The organism is Microbaculum mangrovi (assembly GCF_051390635.1).
Taxonomy (GTDB): domain Bacteria; phylum Pseudomonadota; class Alphaproteobacteria; order Rhizobiales; family Tepidamorphaceae; genus Microbaculum.
This window is the reverse complement of record NZ_JBPODT010000003.1, coordinates 111,264-130,920: the sequence shown is the minus strand read 5'-3', so window position 1 is coordinate 130,920 and position 19,657 is coordinate 111,264. Positions and strand designations below refer to the sequence as shown.

At 67.5% G+C, this 19,657-nt stretch carries 16 protein-coding genes; 14 read left to right on the top strand and 2 right to left on the bottom strand.

The features are described 5' to 3' along the window. The first annotated feature begins 81 nt into the window (after window positions 1-81). The 8 genes from ACSF9G_RS13335 (at window position 82) to ACSF9G_RS13300 (ending at window position 8,788) form a co-directional block, all read left to right on the top strand. Entirely contained in the window at window positions 82-1,395 is a 1,314-nt protein-coding gene (locus ACSF9G_RS13335) for an ATP-binding protein (protein WP_436642385.1), read from the top strand. Between the two features lie 166 nt (window positions 1,396-1,561). After that, window positions 1,562-2,599, top strand: a complete 1,038-nt coding sequence (locus tag ACSF9G_RS13330; protein ID WP_436642383.1) for a substrate-binding domain-containing protein — start codon at window positions 1,562-1,564, stop codon at window positions 2,597-2,599. Window positions 2,600-2,695: 96 nt separating this feature from the next. Continuing rightward, complete coding sequence (pstC, locus tag ACSF9G_RS13325; RefSeq protein WP_436642381.1) at window positions 2,696-4,075, top strand: phosphate ABC transporter permease subunit PstC; 1,380 nt, start codon at window positions 2,696-2,698, stop codon at window positions 4,073-4,075. Continuing rightward, on the top strand, window positions 4,072-5,364 hold the full coding sequence (pstA, locus tag ACSF9G_RS13320; protein ID WP_436642379.1) for a phosphate ABC transporter permease PstA: 1,293 nt from the start codon (window positions 4,072-4,074) through the stop codon (window positions 5,362-5,364). Before pstC ends, pstA begins: the two co-directional genes overlap by 4 nt. A gap of 82 nt (window positions 5,365-5,446) precedes the next feature. Then, window positions 5,447-6,208, top strand: a complete 762-nt coding sequence (gene pstB / locus ACSF9G_RS13315) for a phosphate ABC transporter ATP-binding protein PstB (RefSeq protein WP_436643252.1) — start codon at window positions 5,447-5,449, stop codon at window positions 6,206-6,208. A gap of 40 nt (window positions 6,209-6,248) precedes the next feature. Then, window positions 6,249-6,971: a phosphate signaling complex protein PhoU gene (phoU, locus tag ACSF9G_RS13310; protein ID WP_436642377.1), complete on the top strand. Its 723-nt coding sequence runs from the start codon at window positions 6,249-6,251 to the stop codon at window positions 6,969-6,971. A 19-nt stretch (window positions 6,972-6,990) separates the two neighbouring features. Continuing rightward, window positions 6,991-7,692 carry a phosphate regulon transcriptional regulator PhoB gene (gene phoB, locus ACSF9G_RS13305; protein WP_436642375.1) on the top strand — a complete coding sequence of 234 codons (702 nt, stop codon included), beginning with the start codon at window positions 6,991-6,993 and terminating at the stop codon, window positions 7,690-7,692. 61 nt (window positions 7,693-7,753) lie between these two features. Further along, entirely contained in the window at window positions 7,754-8,788 is a 1,035-nt protein-coding gene (locus ACSF9G_RS13300; protein WP_436642373.1) for a trans-3-hydroxy-L-proline dehydratase, read from the top strand. Between the two features lie 12 nt (window positions 8,789-8,800). Here the strand turns inward: ACSF9G_RS13300 and ACSF9G_RS13295 are convergent, their stop codons facing one another. Further along, complete coding sequence (locus tag ACSF9G_RS13295) at window positions 8,801-9,319, bottom strand: GcrA family cell cycle regulator (RefSeq protein ID WP_436642371.1); 519 nt, start codon at window positions 9,317-9,319, stop codon at window positions 8,801-8,803. 293 nt (window positions 9,320-9,612) lie between these two features. Between ACSF9G_RS13295 and ACSF9G_RS13290 the strand changes: the two genes are divergently transcribed. The 4 genes from ACSF9G_RS13290 (at window position 9,613) to ACSF9G_RS13275 (ending at window position 13,633) form a co-directional block, all read left to right on the top strand. Beyond that, window positions 9,613-10,437 (top strand): alpha/beta hydrolase, encoded by an 825-nt coding sequence (locus ACSF9G_RS13290; RefSeq protein WP_436642369.1) that lies wholly within the window; start codon window positions 9,613-9,615, stop codon window positions 10,435-10,437. Between the two features lie 81 nt (window positions 10,438-10,518). Next, entirely contained in the window at window positions 10,519-11,718 is a 1,200-nt protein-coding gene (locus ACSF9G_RS13285; RefSeq protein WP_436642367.1) for an aspartate aminotransferase family protein, read from the top strand. Next, a complete protein-coding gene (gene argF, locus ACSF9G_RS13280; protein ID WP_436642365.1) occupies window positions 11,715-12,641 on the top strand; it encodes an ornithine carbamoyltransferase in 927 nt (308 codons plus the stop codon). The genes ACSF9G_RS13285 and argF overlap by 4 nt, the downstream gene beginning before the upstream one ends. Continuing rightward, on the top strand, window positions 12,638-13,633 hold the full coding sequence (locus tag ACSF9G_RS13275) for an Hsp33 family molecular chaperone (protein ID WP_436642363.1): 996 nt from the start codon (window positions 12,638-12,640) through the stop codon (window positions 13,631-13,633). The genes argF and ACSF9G_RS13275 overlap by 4 nt, the downstream gene beginning before the upstream one ends. 43 nt (window positions 13,634-13,676) lie before the next feature. Here the strand turns inward: ACSF9G_RS13275 and argE are convergent, their stop codons facing one another. Continuing rightward, window positions 13,677-14,816 carry an acetylornithine deacetylase gene (gene argE, locus ACSF9G_RS13270; RefSeq protein ID WP_436643251.1) on the bottom strand — a complete coding sequence of 380 codons (1,140 nt, stop codon included), beginning with the start codon at window positions 14,814-14,816 and terminating at the stop codon, window positions 13,677-13,679. A 255-nt stretch (window positions 14,817-15,071) separates the two neighbouring features. Between argE and ACSF9G_RS13265 the strand changes: the two genes are divergently transcribed. Together ACSF9G_RS13265 and ACSF9G_RS13260 are read left to right on the top strand one after the other, a co-directional pair. Beyond that, window positions 15,072-16,451, top strand: coding sequence for an efflux RND transporter periplasmic adaptor subunit (locus ACSF9G_RS13265; protein ID WP_436642361.1), 1,380 nt, complete (start codon window positions 15,072-15,074; stop codon window positions 16,449-16,451). Beyond that, on the top strand, window positions 16,444-19,569 hold the full coding sequence (locus ACSF9G_RS13260; protein ID WP_436642359.1) for an efflux RND transporter permease subunit: 3,126 nt from the start codon (window positions 16,444-16,446) through the stop codon (window positions 19,567-19,569). The genes ACSF9G_RS13265 and ACSF9G_RS13260 overlap by 8 nt, the downstream gene beginning before the upstream one ends. Window positions 19,570-19,657: the final 88 nt, after the last annotated feature.

The window sequence follows — 19,657 nt, the reverse complement described above, 5'->3', positions numbered from 1 at the left end:
GAGGCGACGGCGGTGATTGCGCCGCACATCCGATCGGGTGACGAAAGTTTGTCCGTACGCGATATATCAGTTCCGAAGACGATGCTGCTCGCCCTCGCCCGGCGGGCCGATGCCGCGCGCGTCGCTCTTGTCGTCGCGGCCCTCGTCGTCGCGGGATTCTGGATCGTGGCGGACGTTGCTCCGGCGACGGCCGGTCTCGGCCTGGCGGCAATCTGGGTGGCGATCCTGGCCAGCCCGCTGGCCAGCGCTCCGCCGGCGGCGTCGCCGCTGCGGCGCGTCGCGGGCGTCGGCGGCGATCCGCTGTCGGTCTACGCGGCGGTCACGGACGGCCTGCCCGACCCTTGTTTCCTGATCGACGCCAAGGGCCTGGTCCGCTTCAAGAACAAGGCCGCCGACGCGCTGCTCGGCGGGATCGAGGTCGGCCGCCCCATCAGCTTCCTGTTGCGGGCGCCGGAAATCGGCGAGGCGATCCAGCGGGCGCAGAAGACCGGCAGCCCGGCGAAGGTCACCGTCTTCGAGCGCGTCCCCGCGGACCGCTGGTTCGAGGCGCGCGTCAGCCCGCTCGGCGAACTCGGCGAGCGGCGGCCGGACAAGGCCCCCGTTTTCCTCGTTCTCCTGCGCGATCTGACGGAAGCGCAGCGCGTCGAACGCATGCGCGTCGACTTCGTCGCCAATGCCAGCCACGAACTGCGCACGCCGCTGGCCTCGCTGATCGGCTTTATCGAAACCCTGCAGGGCCCCGCCCGCAACGACGCGCAGGCGCGTGACCGGTTTCTGGACATCATGGCCGAACAGGCCCGGCGCATGTCGCGGCTGATCGACGACCTGATGTCGCTCAGCCGGATCGAACTGAAGGCGCATGTTCGACCGGAAACGGTCATCGACGTCGCGCCGATTCTCGAGCACGTCGCCGACGCCATGCAGCCGCTCGCCATCGATAGCGGCGTGGCGGTGACGCTGGACATCAAGGACCGGCCGCTGATGGCGGTCGGCGACCGCGACGAACTGGCCCAGGTTTTCCAGAACCTGGTCCACAACGCCATCAAGTACGGGCAAACGGGCGGGCGGGTCGCGGTCACGGCCACGCTCGGTCCCGGCCAGCCGGGGCGGGCGCGGCGGATCGCCGTGAGCGTGCGCGACTGGGGTGCGGGAATCGCGCCGGAACACCTGCCGCGCCTGACGGAACGGTTCTACCGGGTCGATACCGCGTCCAGTCGCGAGAAGGGCGGCACCGGGCTGGGACTGGCGATCGTCAAGCACATCCTCAATCGCCACCGGGCGCAGCTCAACATCGACAGCAAGCCCGGTGAGGGCGCCGTCTTCACCGTCACGCTGGACAGTGCGGAAACCGTCGCAAAAGCCGGAAGCCCACAGCCCGGCATTTCGAATACCTGATATTTCCCAGTTACTTATTGCGTCATTGAGACGTCATCCGGCTGTCGTAGAAGGATCGCAACGGACTCCTAGAGTGCACGCGGGATGCGGTCGCCAAACGGCTGCGGACCGCTCCATCCGCGGGCTCACCCGCGACACAATTCCGATCCTGACAGGGAGTGTCATCGTGAAAACCACCTCTTTCGCCAGTCTCGCCGCTGCAGCGGCGATGGCGGCCATCGCCGCCACGCCCGCTTCGGCGCGCGATCAGATCCGCATCGTCGGCTCGTCGACGGTGTTCCCCTTCACCCAGGCGGTCGCCGAGCAGTTCGCGAACATGACCGGCAAGCCGGCTCCGGTCGTCGAATCCACCGGCACCGGCGGCGGCATGAAGATCTTCTGCTCCGGCGTCGGCCCGGACAATCCGGACATCACCGGTGCCTCGCGTGCCATGAAGGAATCCGAGTACAAGGCCTGCAAGGACGCCGGCGTCGACAGCGTCACCGAGGTCCTGCTCGGCTATGACGGCATCGCGTTCGCCAATTCGCGCGACGGCGCCTCCATCGACGTCACCCGCGCGCAGCTGTTCCAGGCGCTGGCTGCCGAGGTCGAGGTCGACGGCAAGATCGTCGCCAACCCCTACAAGAAGTGGTCCGAGATCGACGCGTCGCTGCCGGACATCGGGATCACGGTATTCGGCCCGCCGCCCACCTCGGGCACGCGCGACGCGTGGGTCGAGCTCGTGATGGAAGAGGGCTGCGAGGCCTTCCCGGCCATCGAGGCGCTGGAGAAGGACAAGAAGAAGGAAGTCTGCGCGCGCATGCGTCAGGACGGTCCCTTCGTCGAGGCCGGTGAGAACGACAACCTCATCGTCCAGCGCCTGAACGCCGACGCCAACGCCTTCGGCATCTTCGGCTTCTCGTTCCTGTACGAGAACCAGGACACGCTGAAGGGCGAGAAGATCAATGGCGTCGCGCCGGCGATCGAAACCATCGCCGACGGCTCCTACCCCGTCTCGCGTCCGCTGTTCTTCTACATCAAGAACGCGCATCGCGGCGTCATCGACGGCCTCGACGAGTTCATCACCGAGTACGTCTCCGAGGCCGCCATGGGCGACGGCGGCTACCTCACCGAGCGCGGCCTGATCCCGCTCTCCGAGGAGAAGCGCGAGGATGTCCGCTCGAAGGCCGAGAACGGCACGCCGATGGACCGCTTCGGCAGCTGATAGCCGAACCATCCGTCCCGCGCCGTCCAATGGCGGCGCGGGACACTACCTGCCCGAAAATCCCGGCAGAAGACCGGGTCTGACGGAGAGAGCGTCGTGGCTGGTTATGCATTCCTCCTGATCCTCCTGCTGTCGATCGTCGGCTACTATGTCGGCCGGGCGGCGGGAAACCGGTTCGTCACCGCCGAAGGGCGCGATGTCCATTCCCTGCCCGGCTATCACGGCGCCTTTGTCGCCGTCTGGATCGGCGTTCCCGCGTTCATCCTGGTCCTGCTCTGGCTGCTGCTGCAGGGACCGCTGATCGACGCGATGCTGCTATCGAGCCTGCCGGCCGGCTATGTCGACACCGACACGGGCTCGAAGGCGACGCTCGTCCTCTCCGAGATCAAGAACGTCGCCGCCGGCCGCCTCTTCGGCGAGCCGAGCGACGTGGTGCGGGATGCCGCGGCCCTCTACAATCGCTGGGAAGCGATCGCGCGCTGGGCGATGCTGGTGTCGGCGCTTGCCGCCATGATCGCGGCGATGACGATCGCCCGCGCGAAGCTGGCGCCCCGGTTCCGCGCCCGCAACAATTTCGAGTTCGTCGTTTCCGCCCTGATGATCTTCTGCTCGCTGGTCGCGATCGCCACGACCGTCGGCATCATCGCCTCGCTCGTGTTCGAGGCATGGGCGTTCTTCAAGCATGTCCCCGTCAACGAATTCCTGTTCGGGCTGCGCTGGGAACCTCAGATCGCCCTGCGCGCCGACCAGGTCGCCGGCAAGGGCGCCTTCGGGGCGATCCCGGTGTTCGCCGGCACGCTGCTGATCGCCACCATCGCCATGCTGGTGGCAACCCCGATCGGCATCTTCACCGCGATCTACCTGGTCGAGTACGCCAGCGACCGGGTGCGCACCACGGTGAAGCCGATCATGGAGATCCTGGCCGGCATCCCGACCGTCGTCTACGGCTTCTTCGCCGTGCTGATCGTGGCACCGGCCATCCGCGACACCGGGTCGATGCTGGGGATCGCGGTCTCGCCCAACAGTGCGCTGGCCGCCGGTGGGGTCATGGGCATCATGATCATTCCGTTCATCTCGTCGCTGGCCGACGACGCGCTGAAGGCGGTGCCGCGGACGATGAGCGACGGCTCGCTGGCGCTCGGCGCGACCCGCGCGGAAACGATGACCAAGGTGATGCTTCCGGCCGCCATCCCCGGGATCATGGGCGGCGTCCTGCTCGCCATGAGCCGCGCCATCGGCGAAACCATGATCGTGGTGATGGCCGCCGGCCTGATCGCCTCGCTGACCCTCAATCCGATCGACTCGGTGACCACTGTCACCGTTCAGATCGTCACCCTGCTCGTCGGCGATACCGAATTCGACAGTCCGAAGACACTCGCCGCGTTCGCGCTCGGCCTCGTCCTGTTCGTCGTCACGCTCTGCCTCAACATCATCGCCCTTCGGATCGTCCAGAAATACCGGGAGCAGTACGAATGAGCACCGCCGACATGACCCTGCCCGCGAAATTCGACTGGTCCAGCGAAGCCGCCACGGCGCGGCGCAAGCGGCGCCACCGGGCCGACCGCCGGCTGCGCCGGCTGGGCATCGGCGCGATCGTGATCGCCATCGGCCTGCTGAGCATCCTCATCACCTCGCTGGCGGCGACCGGCTACCGCGCCTTCGTGCAGACGATGGTGACCGTGCCGGTCTATATCGATCCGCAATACGTGAAGGAGGACGATCCGGCGAAGGGCAACTATCGCGCGATCGTCAAGGACACGCTGACCAACCTGTTCCCGGATGTCACCAATCCGGGCGAGCAGCGCGCGCTCGGCCAGCTGCTGACCAACAACACGCAGTTCTTCATCCGCGACCGGGTCGTCGCCGATCCCTCGATCATCGGCAAGACGATCGAGATGACGGTGCCCGTCTCCGATCCGTTCGATCAGCTCGAGAAGGGCGTGCTGTCGCGCTCGCTGCCGGAGAACCAGCGCAAGATCAACGACATGCAGATCGGCTGGTTCGACGCCCTGGCGGCGGAAGGCCGGATTACAATGCCGTTCAACTGGGGGCTGTTCTTCAATTCCGACAGCCGCTTCCCGGAACTCGCCGGCCTCGCCGGCGCGATCGTCGGATCGTTCTATGCCCTGATGGTCTGCTTCCTGATCTCCTTCCCGGTCGGCATCGCCGCGGCGGTCTATCTGGAGGAATTCGCGCCGAAGAACAAATGGACGGACCTGATCGAGGTGAACATCAACAACCTCGCGGCCGTGCCCTCCATCGTGTTCGGCCTGCTTGGCCTGGCGGTGTTCCTCAACTTCTTCGGACTGCCCCGCTCGGCGCCGCTGGTCGGCGGCATGGTGCTGTCGCTGATGACGCTGCCGACGATCATCATCGTCACGCGCGCCTCGCTCAAGGCGGTGCCGCCGTCGATCCGCGAGGGCGCGCTCGGCATGGGCGCCTCGCGCCACCAGGTGATCGCCCATCACGTCCTGCCACTCGCCCTGCCCGGCATCCTGACCGGCACGATCATCGGGCTCGCGCAGGCACTCGGCGAAACGGCGCCGCTACTGCTGATCGGCATGAACGCCTTCATCACCTCGCCTCCGGGCGGGCTCATGGACGCCTCCACCGCCCTGCCGACGCAGATCTTCATCTGGGCCGACAGTCCGGAACGCGGCTTCGTCGACCGCACGTCGGCAGCGATCCTGGTGCTGCTGGGCTTCCTCATCCTCATGAACATAACAGCCATCTTCCTGCGTCAGCGCCTCGAGCGGACGTGGTAGGGCAAGGAGCACGAGCATGACCGACGCTGCGACCGCAGAGACGCCGACGCCTGCCGGGACGATCGTCGTAGACGACCCGAACATGAACCCGATCCGCGTATCGGCGAACAACACCTGCGTGTTCTACGGCGCGAAACAGGCCCTGTTCGACGTCTCCATCGACATCGCCGAGCGCTCTGTGACCGCGCTGATCGGCCCGTCCGGCTGCGGCAAGTCGACCTTCCTGCGCTGCCTCAACCGGATGAACGACACCATCGAGAGCTGCCGTGTCACCGGCGAGATCACGCTTGACGGCCGCGACATCTACGACCCCTCGCTTGACGTAGTGGAGCTGCGCGCGCGCGTCGGCATGGTCTTCCAGAAGCCCAACCCGTTCCCCAAGTCGATCTACGAGAACATCGCCTACGGCCCGCGCATCCACGGCCTTGCCCGCGGCAAGACGGAAATGGACGCGATCGTGGAGACCAGCCTGCGCAAGGCCGGACTCTGGGAGGAGGTCAGGGACCGGCTCAACGAGCCGGGCACCGGTCTGTCCGGCGGCCAGCAGCAGCGCCTGTGCATCGCCCGCGCCATCGCCGTCAGCCCCGAAGTGATCCTGATGGACGAACCGTGCTCTGCGCTCGACCCGATCGCCACGGCCAAGGTCGAGGAGCTGATCGACGAGCTGAAGGAGAACTACTGCATCGTCATCGTGACGCACTCGATGCAGCAGGCCGCCCGCGTGTCGCAGCGCACCGCCTTCTTTCACCTCGGCATCCTCGTGGAGGTCGGCCCGACCGAGCACATCTTCACGAACCCGAGAGACCAGCGCACCCACGACTACATCACCGGCCGCTTCGGCTGATCCCACGGATGGCCACGGACGACAGGCCGAGGAGAATGAGATGACGGAACATATCGTTTCCTCCTACGACGAAGAGCTGAAGAACCTCGCCGTCAAACTGACGCAGATGGGCGGCCTCGCCGAGAAGCTGCTGACCGACTCGATCGTCGCGCTGCACACCAGCGACCAGGAATTGGCGCTGCGGACCATCGAGGCGGACGAACAGATCGACGAACTCGAGCACGAGGTCGAGGAGGCCGCGATCCTGATGATCGCCAAGCGCCAGCCGATGGCCGTCGACCTGCGCGAGATCATCGCCGCGATCAAGATATCGTCCGAGCTCGAGCGCATCGGCGACATGGCCAAGAACATCGCCAAGCGGGCGGTAGCGATCCAGTCGGAGATCATCGCGCAGCGGGCGATCCTCGGCATCGATCACATGAGCCGGATCGCCTCGGAACAGCTCAAGGATGTGCTCGACAGCTTCGCCCAGCGCGACGTCGACAAGGCGATGGCGGTGTGGCACCGCGATTCCGAGATCGACGCGATGTACACTTCGATCTTCCGGGAGCTCCTCACCTATATGATGGAGGACCCGCGCTCGATCACCTATTCGACGCACCTTTTGTTCGCGGCCAAGAACATCGAGCGGATCGGCGACCACGCGACCAATATCGCCGAGATGGTGTTCTACCTGGTGAAGGGCGAGCCGCTGCGCGAGCAGCGCCCGAAGGGGGACACGTCGAGCTACACGCCGGCGGACTATCCGCAGAGCGACGACTGAGGAACCGAAGGGCCGGACGATGAACGCCAAAGTTCTGATCGTCGAAGACGAAGAACCGTTGACGCTACTGATCCGCTACAACCTCGAATCCGAAGGATACGAGGTGGAGGCGGTTGCCCGGGGCGACGAGGCGGAGACGCGCATCCGCGAGGGCGCGCCCGACCTGGTGCTGCTCGACTGGATGCTGCCCGGGATCTCCGGCATCGAACTGTGCCGGCGCATCCGCTCGCGCCCGGAGACGACGGCGCTGCCGGTAATCATGCTGACGGCGCGCGGCGAGGAGACCGAGCGCATCCGCGGCCTGGCCACCGGCGCCGACGACTACGTGGTCAAGCCGTTCTCGATCCCCGAGCTGATGGCGCGGGTGAAGGCGCTCCTGCGCCGCGCCAAGCCGGAGCTGATCGCCACCGTGCTGCATGCAGGCGACATCGAGCTCAACCGCGATACCCACCGGGTGCGCCGGGCGGGCCGCGAGATCCATCTGGGGCCGACCGAGTTCAGGCTGCTCGAGTTCCTGATGCAGAGCCCGGGACGGGTGTTCACCCGCGAGCAGCTGCTGGACGGCGTGTGGGGCCGCGACGTCTATGTCGACGAGCGCACCGTGGACGTCCATGTCGGCCGGCTGCGCAAGGCGATCAACCGGGGCCGCAAGGCCGACCCGATCCGCACCGTGCGCGGCGCCGGCTACGCCTTCAACGAGCAGTTCGCCACCGCCAACTGACTTGTGCGCCCGCCCCGATCGCGGTTCCCTGTCCGGGTAACGCCGGAAAGGGAGCGGGGCCATGCGCGCGAGCAAGGTCGTTCACGTCGTCAGCTGCCATGCCGAGGGCGAGGTCGGCGACGTCATCGTCGGCGGCGTGGCGCCGCCGCCGGGCGATACCCTGTGGCAACAGTCGCGGTGGATCGCCCGCGACCAGGGGCTGCGCCGCTTCCTGCTCAACGAGCCGCGCGGCGGGGTGTTCCGTCATGTGAACCTGCTGGTGCCGGCAAAGGACGCGCGCGCGGCGATGGGCTTCATCATCATGGAGCCCGAGGACACGCCGCCCATGTCCGGTTCCAATGCCATCTGCGTGGCGACCGTGCTGCTCGAAACCGGCATCGTCGCCATGCGCGAGCCGACCACGACGATGACGCTGGAGGCGCCCGGCGGGCTCATCGAGATCACCGCCGACTGCAGGAACGGCAAGGCGGAGCGGATCGTCGTCCGCAACGTGCCCGCGTTCGCCGAGCGGCTGTCGACGCCGCTAGAGGTCGAGGGGCTGGGAACGCTGAACGTCGACACGGCCTATGGCGGCGACAGCTTCGTCGTCGTCGACGCCGACGCGCTCGGATTCACGATCGAGGCATCGGAAGCGCGCGACCTGGCCGCCGCCGGCATCGCCATCACCGATGCCGCCAACCAGCAGCTCGGCTTCCGTCATCCGGAAAACCCGGACTGGGCGCATCTCTCGTTCTGCCTGATCGCGGGATCGCTGCGCACCGAGGGAGGCGCCACCGTCTCGCGGCACGCCGTCGCGATCCAGCCCGGCAAGATCGACCGCTCGCCGACCGGCACCGCGGTTTCGGCGCGCATGGCGCTGCTGCGCGCGCGCGGCCTCATGGCGGCGGGCGACACCTTGATCGCGGAATCGATCATCGACTCCCGCTTCATCGGCAGGATCGTCGCCGACACCACGGTAGGCGAACATCCGGCGATCGTTCCTGAGATTTCGGGACGGGCGTGGATCACCGGGACGCATCAGCACATGCTGGACCCGGGAGACCCCTGGCCGAACGGCTATCGCCTCAGCGACACCTGGCCGGCCAGGACGGTGTAGACGTGAAAGCCCCTAGCCCGCCGACTTCGTCCGGCGCCTGTCGTTGGCCGGCTGATAGGCGACGCGGCAGTGATGCTCGCAATAGGGCACGCCGCTGCCCGAACGCCGGCCGCAGAAGTAGAAGTCCTCCTGGCCCGGATCGCCGATCGGCCATTTGCAGGTGTGCTCGTTCAGCTGCAGGATCGTGGCCCGTTCCTCGGGCGGAATGAACAATTCCTCGACCGGCGCGAGCACGCGCATCGGCACCACTTCGGCGTCGAGCTGCTGCTCTTCGACCACGTTCAGCTTCAAGGCAGTGTTGCCGATGACCCGTGTGGTGGGGCGCGGCGGCATCGACGGGCGACGCACCTTGCGCACCCGCGGCGCCGAAGGCCGCGAGGTCTTGGTGCGGCCGGACAGTCCCAGCCGGTGCACCTTGCCGATCACCGCATTGCGTGTCACTCCACCGAGCTCGGCCGCGATCTGACTGGCACTCAGTCCATCGGTCCAGAGCTTCTTCAGGAGCTCGACACGTTCATCAGTCCAAGACATCCGCCGCTCCATGCTTGGGTTGCGGACAGACTCCGAGTCCTCACCGGAATCGCCTACTTGCGATCCGACTTTCCCACTAAATCTGGGTGACTAGACTGGTCCGCCGCACGAAATGTCGTACTCAATGAGTGCAAGCTACAATACCGGCGGACTCGCCGTAAACCCCGCATAAACCTTTCCTCAACGATTTCCCCAGGAAGGCGCGCAAGTGAGTCGCGAATGCAACACCTGAGCCGACTATCCGTGGATCGCGCGCCATTGCGCCGGCGTCGGGATCCGGGAGAAAATGGCATATGTTGTTCGTGAAAATCGCCGCCTGGCTCGCCGTCGGCTACGCCGCGCTCGTCGCGGTCACCTATTTTGCGCAGACGTCCCTCCTGTTCCCGACAAGCCTCGCCGGCGGCGCGCCCGACGTGCTGCCGGACGGCGGCGAGATGACGACGACGCGAATGGCGGACGGCATCGACGTCGCCGTCGTGCGGATCGCGGCGCGCAAGCCCGACGGTCCGCGTCCGCTTGTCCTCGGCTTCGGCGGCAATGCCTGGAACGCCGCGGCGGTCGCGCAGACGCTGCACTGGCTGTATCCGGCCAACGAGGTGATGGCCGTCTATTATCGCGGCTATCCGCCGAGCGGCGGACGCCCGAGCGCGAAGAAACTGCTGAGCGACGCCGTCGCGGTGTTCGACGGACTGAAGGAGCCGACGGGCGTCGTCGCGGTCGGCTTCTCGATCGGCGCCGGGGTCGCCGCCCATCTCGCCGCCGAGCGCCCGCTGCGCGGCCTCATCCTGGTGACCCCCTTCGACAGCCTGACGGCGCTCGCGAGCCATCACTACCCGTGGGCGCCGGTCAGGCTGCTGCTGCGCAACCGCATCGACACGGCCACCTATCTTCGCGATATCGATATTCCAACCGCCATCATCACCGCCGAGACCGACACCGTGGTGCCGGCCGAACGATCCGCGCCATTGCGCACGGCGGCCAAACGGCTGGTCTTTGACGCGACCATATCCGGGGCCGGCCACAACGATCTCTACGATCAGCCGGCCTTCGTCGACGCCATGCGGGAGGCGATGAGAGCCGTCGAGGCAGGGGCTGACCCGGTCCTAGGCCGCAATTGACATCGCTGGCGCGGGCCCTAAAATCGTGACAGTGCCGCCTGCGCAGGCGGCATCTTTCGTTTCTGGACAGGATTTCTAGCCGTGACGTCTGCGCTGTACCCCACCTTCGCGCGGGCCGACCTCGCTTTCGAGCGGGGCGAAGGCATTCGGCTGTATACCGCGGACGGCGAGGAATATCTCGACTTCGCCAGCGGTATCGCCGTCAATTCGGTCGGCCACAGTCACCCGCATCTCGTCGAAACCCTCGCCGAGCAGGCCAAGCGCCTGTGGCACGTTTCGAACCTGTACCGCATCCCGGAACAGGACCGACTGGGGGAACGCCTGGCGGAGGCGACCTTCGCGGACGTGAGCTTCTTCACCAATTCCGGCGCCGAGGCGCTGGAGACGGCGATCAAGACAGCGCGGCGCTATCACTATGCCAACGGCGCGCCGGAGCGCTATCGGCTGATCACCTTCGAGGGTGCCTTCCACGGCCGCACGCTGGCGACGATCGCCGCCGGCGGCCAGGAGAAGTACCTCGAGGGCTTCGGTCCGAAGGTCGACGGCTTCGACCAGGTGCCCTTCGGCGACCTCGACGCGGTCAAGGCCGCGATCGGACCGCAGACGGCCGGCATCCTGATCGAGCCGGTGCAGGGCGAGGGCGGCATCCGCGTCGCCCCGAACGCCTTCCTGCGGGGCCTGCGCGAGCTGTGCGACGAAAACGGCCTGCTGCTGATCTACGACGAGGTGCAGTCGGGCGTCGGGCGCACCGGCAAGCTGTTCGCCTATGAATGGTCGGGCGTCGCGCCCGATATCATGGGGATCGCCAAGGGGATCGGCGGCGGCTTCCCGATGGGCGCGTGCCTGGCCACCAACGAGGCGGTCAAGGGCATGGTGCACGGCGTGCACGGCACGACCTTCGGCGGCAATCCGCTCGCCATGGCCGTCGGCAACGCGGTGCTCGATATCGTCCTGGCGCCAGGCTTCCTCCAGCATGTCCGCGACGCCGGCCTGCGCTTCCGGCAAGGTCTCGCCCGCATCCAGGACACCTGTCCGGGTGTGATCGAGGAGATCCGCGGCGAAGGCCTGATGCTCGGCATCAAGTGCAAGGCCCCGAACAGCGCCGTTCTGTCGGCGCTGCGCGACCAGCATGTGCTCAGCGTCGGCGCCGGCGACAACGTCGCGCGGCTCGTGCCGCCGCTGACCATCGAGAACGTCGATATCGATCTTGCCCTCGACCGGATCGAGGCGGCATGTCGTGCGGTGTCGGACAACCTCGAAACCGTGGAGGCCGGACAATGAACGCCGTGCCCGGATCCGCAACGCCCAGACATTTCGTCGACCTGACCGAGGTTTCCGCGCCGGACCTGCGCCGGATCATCGATCACAGCCGCCAGATGAAGGCCGACAACGACGGCCGTCAGCCCATGCTCACGGGCAAGACCCTGGCGATGATCTTCGACAAGCCGTCGACACGCACTCGCGTGTCGTTCGACGTCGCCATGCGCCAGCTCGGCGGCGAGACGCTGTTCCTGACGGGAAGCGAGATGCAGCTCGGCCGGGGCGAGACAATCGCCGACACCGCCCGGGTGCTGTCGCGCTTCGTCGACGCCATCATGATCCGCATCCTCGATCACAAGGCGATGCTGGAACTGGCCGAGAACGCGTCGATACCCGTCATCAACGGGCTGACACGGCTGACCCATCCCTGCCAGGTGATGGCGGACGTGCTCACCTTCGAGGAGCACCGCGGGCCGATCGCCGGACGCACCGTCGCCTGGACGGGCGACTCCAACAACGTCACCGCCTCGTGGATTCACGCCGCCGCGCGCTTCGATTTCTCGCTGAAGATCGCAAGCCCAGACGGGCTCAAGCCGAAGGCCGAGCTGCTCGACTGGAGCCGCCGCAACGACGCCGCCGTCTCCGTCTTCGACGATCCGTTCGAGGCCGTCGACGGCGCCGATTGCGTGGTCACCGACACCTGGGTGTCGATGGGCGACAGCGAGCGCGAACGCCGCCACAACCTGCTCAAGCCCTATCAGGTCAACGACGCCCTGATGGCGGCGGCCGCGCCGGAGGCGATCTTCATGCACTGCCTGCCGGCCCATCGCGGCGAGGAAGTGACGGATTCCGTCATGGACGGACCCCAGTCCGTCGTCTTCGACGAGGCGGAAAACCGACTGCATGCCCAGAAGGGCATCCTGGCGTGGTGCTTCGGAGCGTGATGTCCACTGCCGCACCGGCCGAGGCCGTTCTCGATACCGCGGCCGACGATTTCGTCGTTCCGTTCGCCGTCGAGGGCCTCGACGTGCGCGGACGGGTGGTGCGGCTCGGCCCGGCGATCGACACGATCCTGGCCCGGCACGCCTATCCCGAACCGGTCTCCGCGCTGCTCGCCGAGGCGATCGCGCTGACGGTGCTGCTCGGCTCCTCGCTGAAGGTCGAGGGGCGCTTCATCCTGCAGACGCAGACGGACGGCCCGGTCGGCCTGATGGTCGTGGACTTCGAGATGCCGGACAAGATCCGCGCCTGTGCGACCTTCGACGCGGAGCGGGTCGCGGCGACCTCGAAAAACGAAGCCACCGACGGCGAGACGATCGGCGCGCTGCTGGGCAGCGGCCACCTGGCCATGACCATCGACGCCGGCCCGCACACCAACCGCTATCAGGGCGTGGTGCCGCTCGAAGGCGGCTCGCTGGAAGAGGCCGCCCACATCTACTTCCGCCAGTCCGAGCAGATCCCGACCACGGTGCGGCTCGCCGCGGCGCGGGCGTTTCGCGGCGGCACGGACCGGGCCTACCACTGGCGCGTCGGCGGCATCATCGTCCAGCACCTGCCCGCCGCCGGACCGCGGCGCGCGCCGGACCTGCCCCCGGGCGACCCCCCCGAAGGCGCGGACCTTCCCGACCTCGAGGAAGCCGACGAGTGGACCGAGGCGCGGCTGATCCTGGAAACGGTCGAGGACCACGAGCTGATCGACCCGTCGATCTCGGCCGGCAAGCTGCTGGTCCGGCTCTACCACGAGCGCGGCGTGCGGGTGTTCGATCCCACCGACATCCTGGAACGCTGCCGCTGCTCGCAAAGCCGCATCACCGAGATGCTGAAGGGTTTTCCGCCGGAAGACCGGGCGGACATGGTCGAGGACGGCGAGATCGTCGTGACCTGCGAGTTCTGCTCCTCGCGCTACCACGTCGATCCGGCGACCCTGGACGACTGACCACGCGCCGGGCAAACCGCGCCCGACTATCAGAGCCGGGTATCTAGATTCCAGTGCGGGCCGCCTCCGCCAGACGCTGCATGAAGCCGACGCAGTCCTCGACCTGCGAGATCTCGATATACTCGTCGGGCTGGTGTGCCTGGGCGATGTCGCCGGGGCCGCAGACGATGCTCGGGACCCCGTGTTCCTGGAACAGCCCGGCCTCGGTCGCGTAGGAGACGGTCTGCGTCTTGTTGCTGCCGGCGAGCCGCATCGCCAGCGTCTCGGCGGGAGAGCCGGGATCCGGCGCGAGGCCGATCACGTCGACCGTCTTCGTCGTCTCGATACCGGTGGTCGGCGCGATCGCGCGTAGCTTCGGCAGAACGTGCTGCTCGCCGAATGTCTGCAGGCGGCGCTTCAGCGTATCCGGATCGAAGTCCGGCAGCGAACGCACCTCCCACTCGAAACGGCACTTCAGCGGCACGATGTTGTGCGCCGTGCCGCCGCTGATCAGGCCGGTGTGGACCGTCGTGTAGGCCGGGGTGAAGCGGCCGGTCGGATCGCCCATGGCGATCATGTCGTCGCGCATGCGGGCAAGTTCGCAGAGCAGTTCGCCGGCGGCGAGGATCGCGTTGGCGCCCTTGTCGATCAGCGACGAATGCGCCTCGTGGCCGGTGACGACGGTGACGTAGTCGGTGATCGTCTTGTGGGCGTCGACAACGCCCATGCGGGTCGGCTCGCCGACGATGCAGGCGCGCGGCATCGGCAGGCGCTCGCCGAGCTCCGCGATCATCGGCCTGACGCCGGTGCAGGCGGTCTCCTCGTCGTAGGACAGGGCGAGATGGATCGGGGTCCTGAGCGGCTTTTCCAGGAACGCCGGCACCATCGCCAGCGCGATCGCCACGAACCCCTTCATGTCGCAGGTTCCGCGCCCGTAGAGGCGGCCGTTCTTCTCGACCACGGCGAACGGATCGGTGGACCACGGCTGGCCGGTCACCGGGACGCAGTCGGTATGGCCGGACAGGGCCACGCCGGCGGCATCCTTCGGGCCGATGGTGGCGAACAGGCTTGCCTTGTCGCCCTCCTCGCTGGGCACCAGCGTCGACTCGACGCCATGGCCGGCGAGATAGTCGCGAACGAAGGTGATGAGCTCCAGATTGGAGTTCTCACTCGTCGTATCGAAGGCGACGAGACGCGAAATCATCTCCTGCGGAGCGTAGATCTGACCTGTCAATTGCTTGTCCCGTCCCAATCGGTGTGTAACGAAACTGGGATAATTAGCGACAAAGATATCCTCGTCAAACCGCTTGATCTTCCGGTATATGACGGGTGGGCCTGCCTATTGGAAGGCGTTGCGTCGGTTTCGCGGGGGCGGCGACCGACTCTGCACGGTCCGAAGACCCGCAGGTCCGGGGGAACCGCACGGTCCGGAGACCCAAACGGTCCGGAGATACGAACGTTGAAGCCGCCTGATCGACACCTGGGACTGAAACCCGCCTGGACGCTCGGCCGCGTCGCCGGCCTCGCCGTCAAGGCCGCCGTGCCGCTCGCCCTGCTGGCGGCCGCGTTCGCGGGCTTCGAGTACCTGACGTCGTCCCGGCCGGAGGTGCCGCAGCGTCCGGCGGCGGAACGGGCCTGGACCGTCGAGACGCTGGCCGCCGAACCCACCGCTCATCGGCCACGCATCACCGCCTACGGCACCATCGTCGCCGGCCGCCAGGTGGCGCTGCGCGCGCTGGTCGCCGGCGAGGTCGTCTCGGTGGGCGACGGCCTGCGCGAGGGCGGCTCGGTCCATGCCGGCGACCCGCTGGTGGAGATCGACTCGTTCAATTATCGCGGCGCCGTCGTCGAGGCGACCGCCAATCTCGACGAGGCCCGCGCCAAGCTCGACGAGGCCCAGGCGCGCCTCGGCCTGGAGACGATGGCGCTCGGGCGGGCCCGGGAACAGCTCGAGATCGCCGAGCGCGACCTGGAACGCGCGCAGACCCTTTCGCAAAAGGGGTCGATGTCGCAGCAGGCTCTCGACAGCCGGAGGATGACGGTTCTGCAGAACCGCGGGGTGGTGGAGTCCGGCCAGGCGACGCTCGAAATCCAGAAGGCGCAGATTCAGCAGCTCAAGGCCCAGATCGAACGGCTCGAATGGAAGCTGCGGCAGTCCGAGCGCAATCTCGCCGACGTCACGCTGAAGGCGCCGTTCGACGCCTATGTCGGCACCGTCGCCGCCGAGGTCGGCAAGCTGCTCAACGTCAACGACGTCGTCGCCGTCCTCTACGACCGCAACCGCTTCGACGTGCGCTTCGCCCTCACCGACTCCCAGTACGGACGCCTCCTGGAAGAAGGCCTGCTCGACCGGGCCGTCGAGGTGCGCTGGTACGTCGGCGGCGCGCCGCAGCTCTACAAGGCGCGGATCGTGCGGGTCGCCCCCGAGATCGCCGCCCAGCGCGGCGGTGTCGACGTCTATGCCAGGATCGAGCCTGCTCAGGGCCAGGCGCCGCTGCGGCCGGGCGCCTTCGTCGAGATCCTGCTCGACGACCGGGTCTACGAAAACGTCGTCAGCGTGCCGGCGACCGCCGTCTACGGCACCGACCGGGTCTATGTCATAGAGAACGGCCGGCTGGCCGGGCGCACCGTCGAGATCGTCGGCTACGACGATGCCGACGTGCTGATCCGCGGCGCGATCGCCGGCGGCGACAAGATCGTCGTCACCCGCATCACCGAAGCCGGCGACGGCCTGAAGGTGAACGAACGCGGCGCCGGCGCGCCACCCGCCCCGAAGGCGGACGCGTCGACGAAGCCGTCCGCCAGGAACGCGCAGACGACGGGCTCGAGCGATGGCTGAGCGCGAGGCGTCCGCGCCGATCCGGTTCTTCGTCCGGCACCGAAACGCCTCGAACCTGCTGATGGCGATGATGGTGCTGTTCGGCGTCATCGGCATTTTCCAGCTCAACACGCAGCTGTTCCCGTCCACCGATATTCCGCGCATCTCGGTGTCGATCGCCTGGCCGGGAGCGAGCGCGGAGGATGTCGAGAAGAACATCCTGCACGCGGTGGAGCCGGAGCTGCGCTATCTCGACGATATCGAGAAGGTCACCTCCTACGCCCGCGAGGGCGCGGCCTCGATCACGCTCGAGTTTTCCGTAGGCGCCGACATGCAGAAGGCGCTGTCCGAGGTCGAGTCGGCGGTGTCCGGCGTCACCAACCTGCCGGAGGATTCCGAGACGCCGAGCGTACGCCGGGCGATCTGGTACGAAGGCGTCGCCAACATGTCCCTGTCGGGGCCCTTCAGCGAAACGGCGCTGAAGGCCTACGCCAAGGAGATCCGCGACGGATTGCTGGCGGCCGGCATCGACAAGGTCGACCTGATCGGCTTCCGCAAGCCGGAAGTCTGGATCGACGTGCCCGAACGCGAACTGCGCCGGCTCGGCGTGACGCTGTCCGACATCGCCACCCGCGTCTCCACCGCGACCCAGGACCGGCCCTCCGGCACGCTCGAAGGGGCGGTGGAAAAGCAACTGCGTTCGCTCGGCGACGGCACCAGCGCGGAAGAGATCGGGGCGATAGAGACGGTCTCGCGCGAGACCGGCGAAAAGGTCCTGCTGCGCGAGATCGCGACGGTCCACGACGCCTTCGAACAGGACCAGACGGCAGGCTATAGCGGCGGCAATCGCGCGATCGAGTTGCAGGTCGAGCGGTCCACCACGGCCGACACGCTGGAGACGGCGGCGATCCTGGAGCGCTATCTCGACGAGATCCGCCCCACCCTTCCGCCGACGCTCAAGCTCGAGGTCTACGACGTTCGCGCCTCGAGCCTTGTCGACCGCATCAACCTCCTGGTGAAGAACGGCCTGTCCGGCCTGGTGCTGGTCGTCATCATCCTGTTCGTGTTCCTGAACGCGCGCATCGCCTTCTGGGTCGCCATCGGCGTGCCGACGGCGATGATGGCGACCCTGGGCTTCATGTGGGTCACGGGCCAGTCGATCAACATGATGTCGCTGTTCGCCCTGATCATGTGCCTCGGCATCGTGGTCGACGACGCCATCGTGGTCGGCGAGCATACCGCCACACGCTACGCCATGGGCGACGATCCGGTGTTGGCCGCCGAACGGGGCACGGGCCAGATGATGTGGCCGGTGATCGCCTCGGTGCTGACCACCCAGGTCGCCTTCTTCCCGCTCACCATGATCCGCGACATCGTCGGACAGATCATGGGCGCGCTGCCGATGGTGGTGATCGTCGTGCTGCTGGCAAGCCTGGTCGAGTGCCTGCTCATCCTGCCGGGCCATCTGCGCCACAGTCTGACGTCGATGCGCGCGGAGCCCGGGCGGTTCCGGCGCGCCTTCGATTCCGGCTTCGCGCGCCTGCGCGACGGGCCGTTCCGCAGGCTGGTCGCACTGTCATTCCGCTGGCGCTACACCACCGTCGCCCTGTCGCTGGCAAGCCTGATCCTGGCGGTCGGCCTCATCGCCGGCGGCCGCGTCGGCTTCCAGTTCTTCCCGACCGCGGAGCCTGAAAACATCACCGCCCGCCTCACCTTCGCGGCCGGCACGCCCGAGGACCAGGTGATCGCCGGGGTCGCCCAGGTCGAGGCGGCCCTGCGCGCCGCCGAACAGACGCTCGCTCCCGACGACGAGCCACTCGTGGTCGCGACCTTCGCCACCGTCGGCCGGTCCGGTTTCTCGCGCGGCATGAACTTCGCCGAAGTCGACGCCCAGCTCACGGTCTCGGAAAAGCGCACGGTGCGCACGAGCGACATCACGACGGCCTGGCGGCAGGCGATGCCCAGCATTCCGGGCCTGGAGACGGCGACCATCTCGGGACGGCGCGGCGGACCGCCCGGCCGCGACATCGACATCCGGCTCACCGGCGCGCCGACCGAGGTCCTGAAACAGGCGGCGCTGGAAATCCGCGAGGTGGTCAGCGGCTTCCCGGGAGTCTCCGCCGTCGACGACGACTTGCCCTACGGCAAGCCGGAAATCGTCATGGCGCTGACGCCGCGCGGCGCTGCGCTCGGGTTCACCGCCGAAAGCGTCGGCCGGCAGGTGCGCAACGCCTTCGAGGGCGCCATCGCCCGGCGCGTGCCCGCCGGCGACGAGGAGGTGACGATCCGGGTGCGCCGGGTGCAGGCGGTGCCCGGCCTGGCCGCGCTCGGCAACCTGTCGCTGCGCGCGCCGTCCGGCGAGTTCGTGCTGCTGTCGGAGATCGTCGAGCTCACCGAAAAGCAGGGCTACGCGATCATCCAGCGCATCGACGGGGCGACGGCGGTCTCGGTGACCGCCGATGTCGACCAGGACGTCACGACGAATGTCGAACTCGTCGGCGCGCTCGACGCCGGCCCGCTGTCGGCGGTCACCTCCAAGTACGGCATCAGCTACCAGTTCTCGGGCCGCGAGGAGGAACGGGCGCGATCCTTCGAGGACCTGCGGTTCGGCGCGATCATCTCGCTCGGCGCCATCTACCTGATCCTGGCCTGGGTGTTCGCCAGCTACGGCCGTCCGCTGGCGGTGATGATCATCATCCCCTTCGGCCTGACCGGCGCGGTGATCGGGCACATGGTGATGGGCGCGCCGCTGACCATCCTGTCGATGATGGGCCTGCTCGGCCTCTCCGGCATCCTGGTCAACGATTCGATCATCCTGGTCTCGCGCCTCGACGAACGCCTGTCGACGGGCGAGCCGCTTTCCGACGCCGCCGTCGGCGCCGCCTGCGACCGCCTGCGCGCGGTGCTGCTGACATCGCTGACGACGATCGGCGGCCTGACGCCGCTCCTGTTCGAAACGAGCCTGCAGGCCCAGTTCCTGATCCCGATGGCGGTGACGCTGGTGTTCGGACTGGCTATCGCGACCTGCTTCGTGCTGTTCCTGGTGCCGGCGATCATCGGTATCGGCGACGACATCGCCCGCGTCGGCGGCGCCTACATGCGTCTGGGACGCCGCCCGACCGCCACGCCGGCGGAGTGACGCGTTTCCCGGTCCTGGTTCGAGGCGTGCTCCGCACCATGAGGGTTTTCTGGGTGCCGGGCGCTCGGCCCTCATCCTGACGAGGCCG

Excerpts from the sequence above, each read along its gene's own strand:
- ACSF9G_RS13335 (WP_436642385.1), top strand. The coding sequence starts at position 82 with ATGCTGCTCGCCCTCGCCCGGCGGGCCGATGCCGCGCGCGTCGCTCTT.
- pstA (WP_436642379.1), top strand. The coding sequence starts at position 4,072 with ATGAGCACCGCCGACATGACCCTGCCCGCGAAATTCGACTGGTCCAGC.
- pstB (WP_436643252.1), top strand. The coding sequence starts at position 5,447 with ATGAACCCGATCCGCGTATCGGCGAACAACACCTGCGTGTTCTACGGC.
- phoU (WP_436642377.1), top strand. The coding sequence starts at position 6,249 with ATGACGGAACATATCGTTTCCTCCTACGACGAAGAGCTGAAGAACCTC.
- phoB (WP_436642375.1), top strand. The coding sequence starts at position 6,991 with ATGAACGCCAAAGTTCTGATCGTCGAAGACGAAGAACCGTTGACGCTA.
- ACSF9G_RS13300 (WP_436642373.1), top strand. The coding sequence starts at position 7,754 with ATGCGCGCGAGCAAGGTCGTTCACGTCGTCAGCTGCCATGCCGAGGGC.
- ACSF9G_RS13295 (WP_436642371.1), bottom strand. The coding sequence starts at position 9,319 with ATGTCTTGGACTGATGAACGTGTCGAGCTCCTGAAGAAGCTCTGGACC.
- ACSF9G_RS13290 (WP_436642369.1), top strand. The coding sequence starts at position 9,613 with ATGTTGTTCGTGAAAATCGCCGCCTGGCTCGCCGTCGGCTACGCCGCG.
- argF (WP_436642365.1), top strand. The coding sequence starts at position 11,715 with ATGAACGCCGTGCCCGGATCCGCAACGCCCAGACATTTCGTCGACCTG.
- argE (WP_436643251.1), bottom strand. The coding sequence starts at position 14,816 with ATGATTTCGCGTCTCGTCGCCTTCGATACGACGAGTGAGAACTCCAAT.
- ACSF9G_RS13260 (WP_436642359.1), top strand. The coding sequence starts at position 16,444 with ATGGCTGAGCGCGAGGCGTCCGCGCCGATCCGGTTCTTCGTCCGGCAC.